This window comes from Nesterenkonia salmonea, from assembly GCF_005771525.1.
Taxonomy (GTDB): Bacteria; Actinomycetota; Actinomycetes; order Actinomycetales; family Micrococcaceae; genus Nesterenkonia; species Nesterenkonia salmonea.
In genome coordinates this window covers 1-7,371 of the sequence record NZ_VAVZ01000065.1, presented here as the reverse complement: position 1 = coordinate 7,371, position 7,371 = coordinate 1, and the positions used below count along the sequence as shown (strand labels likewise).

Here is a 7,371-nt window from a genome sequence, read left to right as displayed (position 1 = left end):
GTGTCGGCTTTCAGCGACACGCCCGGCAGCGGGTTACACAGACCCCGCCCCTATCCGCGCAACCTCTAAGGCCGAGGGCCGGGTGGTCAATCACAAGAGGATCCAACGGCTCTGGGGTGCAGAAGGACTCCGGTTCCGGTGCGCCGGCGGCGTGAGCGCCGCGGTGCCTCCACTGCAGATGCCCTTGAAGCCGCTGCTCCCAACGTGGTGTGGACGTTGGACTTCCAATTCGACGATGATGAACAAGGTAAGACTATAAAGATCGCCTCCGTCGTCGATGAACGCACCCGAGAGTGCCTCGGTGGACGGGTCGAGCGTTCCATCACAGGTGATCCGCTCACTACTCACCTGGAGGCTCTGACCGCTCAACGCGGTGCCCCGGAGGTACTGCGCTGTGACAACGGAGCGGAACTGACCAGTCAGGCCATGGCCGATTGGGCCGGTGAGAAGATCGGGATCCACTACATCCCGCCAGGGTCCCCATGGCGCAACGGCTACGTAGAGTCCTTCAACAGCAGAATCCATGACGAGTGTTTGAAAATCAACAGCTTCTACTCCCTGCTCCACGCCAGAGTGATCATCGCCGACTGGACGCACGACTGCAATCATTACAGGGAACACTCAGCGCTGGGCTACAAGCCCCCAGCAATCTCCGCCCAGTACTGCTCCCACAGAACCGAAACTCGATCTCCGCAGCTCACATAAAAGCTGCACCTAACACCGGGCGCGCCCCACGGGCTCGTGGCGCGAAGACGATAAAGGTGGGTGCGGTGGGTGATGATGCGGTGGTGGAGTTCTCGGAGGACGTGTTCTCCGTACCCGAGACTCAGCCGCTGCTGATGCCGCTGCCGACCACGGTGCCGTTACAGATCTTCGTCTGCTCTCTGGCCTCTGAGAAGGGCTACGACGTGGATCAGCCACGCAACCTCGCAACATCCGTCACCGTGGAATGAGGACGCCGCTTTCTTCTCGTTACGAACGGGGTGCCGCGATCATGAACGTCGTCGGGTTTCTGGCTCGCTAGTATCTGAGGAATTTACCGATTAACAGTTGGTTCCCGTGAGCAGTACAGGGATTCTGCGATAGCTAGTTGATTCACCGTGCTTCTGCGTTCTCAGTCTTTAGACGGCGCCATACCTTTTGAGGATCCATGGGGCCGTTGTTGGGTCAAGAGCTTCCGGATGACCTGCTCCGTGATATCGCCGCGTTTCTTGGAAGTTGTAGCTGTACCAGTAGTCCCGCTCACTCTCACGGACGCTAGTGCAACTCTGACAAAGACTGGAACGATATAATGGGGCACCCCGACTGCATTAGGCTGACTGCGCCTCTCGTTCACGATAGGATTCTCAGCATGTTCTGCGAAAGCAGCACCCGACCGTCAGCTCTAGACACAACTCTCTGGAGCGAATCGCCCCAAGGCTCGCTGGTCGGCATGTGATGCGCGATCGCCTCGACCGACCAAGGGGACCATGAAGGCTAAGAAGACCTCGGCCAGCAAGCTTGCCAATGTTGCCCGTTCTGCGTGGAACGCAGGCCAATCTCTGGACCCTCATGAGCGAGTTCTCTACACCGACGTCGACTCCGCAGGCGAAAAATATGACTTCATCTTTGTTCCCAAGGAGGAGAGCAAGCGCTTAGTAGTATTTTTCTCCGGGGATGCCAACCGTCACCGTTTCGATCCGCCCGTGTTTCAGCGTTGGAGCTGGTCTTCGAAGTTTCCAGCCCACTGTCTATTTTTCTCGGATCCGGCCCTCTATCATGAGGAGTCCCTTGGACTTGCTTGGTACTCAGGGAAACCTGACGGTGATTACCTCGATCACATATGGTCCATAGTGGGTCAGATAGCCGCGAAGTTTAGTATCGATGCTGAGATTATCTTTAGTTACGCTTCAAGCGGCGGAGGATTGCCTGCGTTACGTTCACCCCGTTACTTTCCCAACATCAACGTCATTGCGATCAACCCCAGGGTCAGCCTCTGGCGCCACCCCACTAAGTGGGTGTCACGGTTTTCCAACGCGATCTATGGCGTTAAGGATCTGCATGAGGTTGCACGCGAGGAGCGTCACAAGTTCACTGCCCTTGATCACGACGTCCTCGACAATCTTGGTCACATGTTCCTCGCGCAGAATGTGCTCGATGAGACATACCATCAGAACCATTTTTTGCCGCTTGTAGAGTTCATCAATTCGTCACCCAATGCGCACAAGCTCCGTACACACACCTTTGAAAGTGATGCAGGACACGCGGGGGCAGAAGACCGAGCCACTTTTCACCGCATCCTCCGATTCATGAAGGGGACGCTCCACGAGAAGGAGGAAGCTCAAAATGAACCAGCAGCAGTATGATGCCGAAAGGATAGGGGGAGCGCTCACCGAGGCGGACCTAAGTGCTGGATTGCTTCGGTTCGACGCTTCCAAAGTCAGCCAAGAGGAATTGCAGCTTCTTACCGCTCACGTGACAGACTCTGCAGACGTCAGACACTTCCTGGACGTGACGGTTCGGGGGTCAACGATCCATTTCGACGCAATGCCAAGCGTGTCTCCGATCACGCGGTTAGAGTTGCGCGCAGACGACACGGAAATTCTGAGACTCTCAGGACTTTTCTTTCCCACAGATAGAGCCTTTGAGGGAGGTTTTAAGTCACGGAGCACCCGTCCGGATGATGCTCAGCTCGATTTCTTTATTGCATCACAGATGTTCGAGCATTTCGAGGGGCAGCCTGGCTATCGAATCTCCTGTGCAGTGATTTGCGGGTACAAAGCAGCGGAGCTACAAGATCCGGTCAAGCAGGAACATGCAGAGAGGATGTTGTTGCGTTCCCTCTTACTGCTACCCACCACCAGTCTCGCAACCAGCACTCGTCTCGATAGAGAACACCTCCATGTATCGGTACTGTGCGCCCTATGGCACGTTTATCTGGCGGCGGGGAAGCCTTCCGAATTCGTTCAAACCCTTCAGTCCCTGCGGGCACTGGTGGAAGACCGGAGTTTCGCCTCGTTCTTCCAATTGGCATACAACGTGTCTTTGTCCTTGCGCGTGCTCGCACTAGTAAGGCTAATGCGCAAAGACGTTCAAGATGCTCAAGACATCTCGGAGTTGTCTCGCGAGATTTTTCAACTCAGCGTGAGAGATTCGACGACCAATCTCAACCATTTCAAGGAAATTGGATATACGCACACGCACGTGCTTGAGACCATGAGACTGGCGCGCCGGACCAAGACTCTGACGGAAAACACAATCGACAAGACACTGACGGCTAGCCTTCGAGTAAAATCGGATCGTCATCCGAAGGCGTTCGCTTCAATGAAAGCCACCTTCGAAGAGGCGGCCACGCGGACTTGACCCGCCGCCCGAACCTCTCTCCCGGTACAGTGTTTCGCATGACCAAAACTGAAGGCGCTGAACAGCCGACCTTTCTCGACTGCACCTTCCGCGACGGCGGGTACTACAACGCGTGGGACTTCTCCCCGCAAACAGTGCTCGACTACCTCGAAGCGATGCCAGCCACGGGTGTAGACGTCCTCGAAATGGGCTTCCGTTCGCTGAAAACCAAAGGCTTCGCCGGGGCGGCCGCGTACACAACCGACGAGTGGCTGCGAACGCTCCCGCTGCCGGGCAAAAAGACCATCGGCGTCATGGTCAACGGAGCCGAAATTGTCGGTAACACCCCCCAAAATGAGGTGCTTGAGCGGCTCTTCCCTAACGCCGCGGACTCCTCACCCGTCGACCTGGTGCGCGTCGCCTGCCACGTCCACGAATTCCAAAATGCCCTTCCAGCAGTCAACTGGCTCAAAGAGCGCGGGTACCAGGTCGGCTACAACCTTATGCAGGTCTCCGACCGAACTGAGGACGAGGTCAAAGCCCTCGCTCGAGCCGCAGCAAAGTACCCACTCGACGTTCTGTACTTCGCAGATAGCTTCGGCTCGATGGACCCCGATCAGGCCGCACAGATCATTCAGTGGATGCGTACCGAATGGTCGGGTCCCATGGGCATCCACACCCACGACAATAAAGGGCTCGCCCTGTCTAACTCCATGCGCGCCATCAAAGAAGGCGTGACCTGGGTCGACTCCACCGTCACCGGCATGGGGCGCGGGCCGGGCAATGCCCGCACCGAAGAGCTCGCTATCGAAATGGCGTCACACCGCGGCCACGACATCAACTATGTGCCGCTCATGGGACTACTCCGAAAACACTTCAAGCCAATGCAGGAGCACTACGGCTGGGGCACCAACCCCTACTACTATATGTCTGCCGAATACAGCATCCACCCCACATACATCCAAACCATGCTCGGCGACGCCCGGTACGACGAAGAGGACATCCTCGCCGTCATCGATCACCTGCGAGTTGAAGGCGGCGCCAAGTACGACATGCACACTATGGACGCCGCCAGAGAGTTTTACGGAGCCGATCCTACTGGCCAATGGGCCCCGAATCAGCTCATGAAGAACCGTGAGGTCCTCCTCCTCGGAACAGGCCCAGGAGTAGCTACCTACCAGGAACCGCTGGAACAGTTCATTCGGGCAAATAAACCGCTGGTCATCGCGCTGAACACGCAGACCGGCATCTCGTCCGAATTGATCGACATCCGCGCCGCCTCGCATCCCATCCGTCTCCTTGCTGACAGCGAGATCCATACTGATCTGCCTCAGCCGCTTATGACGCCGTTCTCGATGCTTCCCGAAGACGCTAAAGCATCCCTCGGCAGCAAGAAGGTCCTGGACTTCGGACTCCAAGTGCAGGCAGACACCTTCGCGTTCGACGAGAAGCACTGCGTCGCGCCCACATCCCTGGTTATGGCATATGTCTTCGCGGCAGTCGCCAGCGGCGAGGCAAACTCGCTCTATCTGGCAGGATTCGACGGCTTTCCCGCCGGCGACATGCGGAACAACCAGTCACAGAAAATCCTGAACCAGTACCGCGGTCACCCCCAGGCCGTACCCGTGACAGCAATTACCCCGACCACATACGAGGTCGCGCAGGCCAGCGTTTACGGAATGCTGTGATGGGCAAAGTCACATGCTTCCTACCCTGTCGTAAGGGCAGCCAGAGGGTTCCCCGCAAGAACATCAAGCCATTCGCAGATGTTGAGTACGGGCTCATTGAAATCAAACTACGCCAGCTCGTGGCCGCTGAACACATCGACGAGGTCGTGCTCTCCACGAACGACCAAGAGATCCTCGACTTCGCTGACAGTGTGGAAAGCACCAAAGTCAGGCTCCATCGCCGTGCCGAAGAACTCTCATCAAGCTCAACCAGCACGGACGCTCTCGTAGCACACGCCCATGAGCTAGTCCCCGAGGGCAGCATCCTTTGGACGCACGTCACCTCCCCGTTCGTCACAGCCGCTCACTACGACGAGATCATTTCGATCTACCGGGCCCAAGGCGCAGCCGGTTACGACTCCCTGATGACCACCACCGAGATCCACGGTTTTCTCTGGCGCAACGAGAAGCCCATGAATTACGACCGCTCCGTCGAAAAATGGCCTCGAACCCAGACGCTGGAGCCCGTTCACGAAGTAAACAGCGCAGTCTTCCTCGCGCCGTCTGAGGTGTACCGGAACCTTGACGACCGCATCGGAGAGAGACCTTACCTGTACGCCCTGGACAAGCTCGTCAGCCATGACATCGACTGGCCCGAAGACTTTGTGCTGGGCGAAGCCATGTTGGAAAGAGGCATAGTCAAACTCTAGCCCTCTGGATTGTCCTCCCGAGCCTTCGCCGCAAGTGCCGCCACGTCATCGCTCGTCCTGCTGCGTAAAGAGACTGCCGATCTTCTCGTTTCGACGGCATTGTTAAGACCCAGCGCATGGGCAATAGGTGCCGTTCTGAAGAATTACCTCAAGTCAGCACTGGATGGCAACTACGCGGAAATGACTCGTACTCCAAGTTCATACGCAAGGATCAAGCATGGGACTAGAGGACGCCAGGTCTCACGACGCTGAGGTGAGTAACGCCTTAAGATCGTTCACCACTCCGAGGTCGTTGCGCTTGCACCAGTCACGCCAACCAGGCACCTCGGTCCATCCTGAAACAAATATAAAGTCCAAACCCGCTGCAGTGGAAGCCTGGTGGTCATAGGTGCTGTCACCCAAAAAAATAGCAGGTGGAGTGATGTTCCCTATCCCCAGTTCTCTAGCAAGGATCTCATCTTTCGTGTCAGGGCTTCCGAAAATTCCACCGTCAAAATGAGATGCAAGGTCGCGAGCAGCAAAGACTTCTCTCAGCTCAGTCTGGTCGCCCCCGGACACGATCAACCACCTCGCCTTCGGGGTACTTCTTCTAAGGGCTTCTAAACCATCGGCAACTTGACACGCCATGAGGCTTTCCTTGACATGTGAGGCATAGCTTTCGAGAAGTTCGTCGAGGTTAGGGCCCTCAACCGTGTCCACCATCTCAGCCAGGAATAACGCAAATTTCTTGTAACGGGATATTCCACCATGGTTTATATGGAAATTTGCGAGGCGATTTGCAGCATCCTCTCCATAGGGTAGAGCCGCCTGGTAGAACGCAGCAGTCTTGGACCTGTTTGAGTCGAGAACAACTCCGTCGCAGTCGAAGACGAGTGTCTGGTAGTGGCTCAGTCTCATGTTTTTGTTAGTTCACTTTCCAGCGCGAATTCAGGAGGAATAAAGTCTCCGGGCCACTTTACTGGACTTGCCCCCGAGGGTCCCTCAACCACTTGTTCAATACGAACTCTTCCATGAGAGGAGCAACCCGACTCGAAAGGAGAGGAGCAAAGCAAAGCATGGGATTGAAAGCCCCATGACGGGAAGATCTGTGCGTTTTTCGAGGAGTCGACAGGTGAGCCGGAGGCAAAAGCTATCTGTGAGGCTCCTCGTCGCCTCCGGGGACGACGCTTCAGGTCGCCCCCGTTGGAGACTTGGAGATGGTGTCTGTAGTTTTTTGTGATTCGACGGGGTCGTGGGTGTACAGGAGAGCACATCCCTCTGCCGTTAGCTTGCACTAGTCGAGGCGCTAATGGTATCGATTATTGAATAATTGGTGTGCACGGAAGAGAATTCTCGGAACATAGAAATCATGAGAATCTAANGAAACGGTTGACTCTTCGGGGGAAGCGGTCGGTGTGGGTGCGGTGTCAGGCTCAGTGCCAGAACACGCTGCGGTGAGCAGCACCAGGGGGAGGGTCAGTCCGAGGGCTTTGAGCCTCCTTCTTTCACGGGGCGCCGCTGAGGAGTTCTGAGGGCATGCTCGCGGGTGAATCGCTGAGAATGCGCATGAGGGCGCGGCTGTGGCCCGAGGGTGCCGTCTCGGGTGGCCGTTTCTCCGAATTTTCCTTAAGTCGTTGGGGCAGGTGGGCGGGTCGTCAGGTGAAGGCGTCGCGGATGGCGGTGTAGCCGTGGGC

General features: G+C 56.6%; 6 protein-coding genes and 1 pseudogene. 6 read left to right on the top strand and 1 reads right to left on the bottom strand.

The window, feature by feature from the left end; all coding sequences use genetic code 11:
• From FEF26_RS14785 to FEF26_RS14760, 6 genes and pseudogenes are all read left to right on the top strand, one after another.
• Positions 1-705 (top strand): annotated as a pseudogene (locus tag FEF26_RS14785) (integrase core domain-containing protein); the annotation flags it as partial.
• Between the two features lie 65 nt (positions 706-770).
• Positions 771-953 (top strand): hypothetical protein, encoded by a 183-nt coding sequence (locus tag FEF26_RS14780; protein ID WP_424991748.1) that lies wholly within the window; start codon positions 771-773, stop codon positions 951-953.
• A gap of 516 nt (positions 954-1,469) precedes the next feature.
• Positions 1,470-2,345, top strand: a complete 876-nt coding sequence (locus tag FEF26_RS14775) for a hypothetical protein (protein WP_138254305.1) — start codon at positions 1,470-1,472, stop codon at positions 2,343-2,345.
• The gene (locus FEF26_RS14770) at positions 2,326-3,342 is read left to right on the top strand and encodes a hypothetical protein (RefSeq protein ID WP_138254304.1); all 1,017 of its coding nucleotides are present in this window, start codon (positions 2,326-2,328) and stop codon (positions 3,340-3,342) included. Before FEF26_RS14775 ends, FEF26_RS14770 begins: the two co-directional genes overlap by 20 nt.
• Before the next feature lie 38 nt (positions 3,343-3,380).
• A complete protein-coding gene (locus FEF26_RS14765) occupies positions 3,381-5,009 on the top strand; it encodes an aldolase catalytic domain-containing protein (protein WP_138254303.1) in 1,629 nt (542 codons plus the stop codon).
• Positions 5,009-5,698 (top strand): acylneuraminate cytidylyltransferase family protein, encoded by a 690-nt coding sequence (locus tag FEF26_RS14760; protein WP_138254302.1) that lies wholly within the window; start codon positions 5,009-5,011, stop codon positions 5,696-5,698. Before FEF26_RS14765 ends, FEF26_RS14760 begins: the two co-directional genes overlap by 1 nt.
• Before the next feature lie 240 nt (positions 5,699-5,938).
• On the opposite strand, the gene FEF26_RS14755 is transcribed toward FEF26_RS14760, so the two are convergent.
• On the bottom strand, positions 5,939-6,595 hold the full coding sequence (locus tag FEF26_RS14755; protein ID WP_138254301.1) for an HAD family hydrolase: 657 nt from the start codon (positions 6,593-6,595) through the stop codon (positions 5,939-5,941).
• Positions 6,596-7,371 lie beyond the last annotated feature (776 nt).

Excerpts from the sequence above, each read along its gene's own strand:
- FEF26_RS14765 (WP_138254303.1), top strand. The coding sequence starts at position 3,381 with ATGACCAAAACTGAAGGCGCTGAACAGCCGACCTTTCTCGACTGCACC.
- FEF26_RS14770 (WP_138254304.1), top strand. The coding sequence starts at position 2,326 with ATGAACCAGCAGCAGTATGATGCCGAAAGGATAGGGGGAGCGCTCACC.
- FEF26_RS14760 (WP_138254302.1), top strand. The coding sequence starts at position 5,009 with ATGGGCAAAGTCACATGCTTCCTACCCTGTCGTAAGGGCAGCCAGAGG.
- FEF26_RS14775 (WP_138254305.1), top strand. The coding sequence starts at position 1,470 with ATGAAGGCTAAGAAGACCTCGGCCAGCAAGCTTGCCAATGTTGCCCGT.
- FEF26_RS14755 (WP_138254301.1), bottom strand. The coding sequence starts at position 6,595 with ATGAGACTGAGCCACTACCAGACACTCGTCTTCGACTGCGACGGAGTT.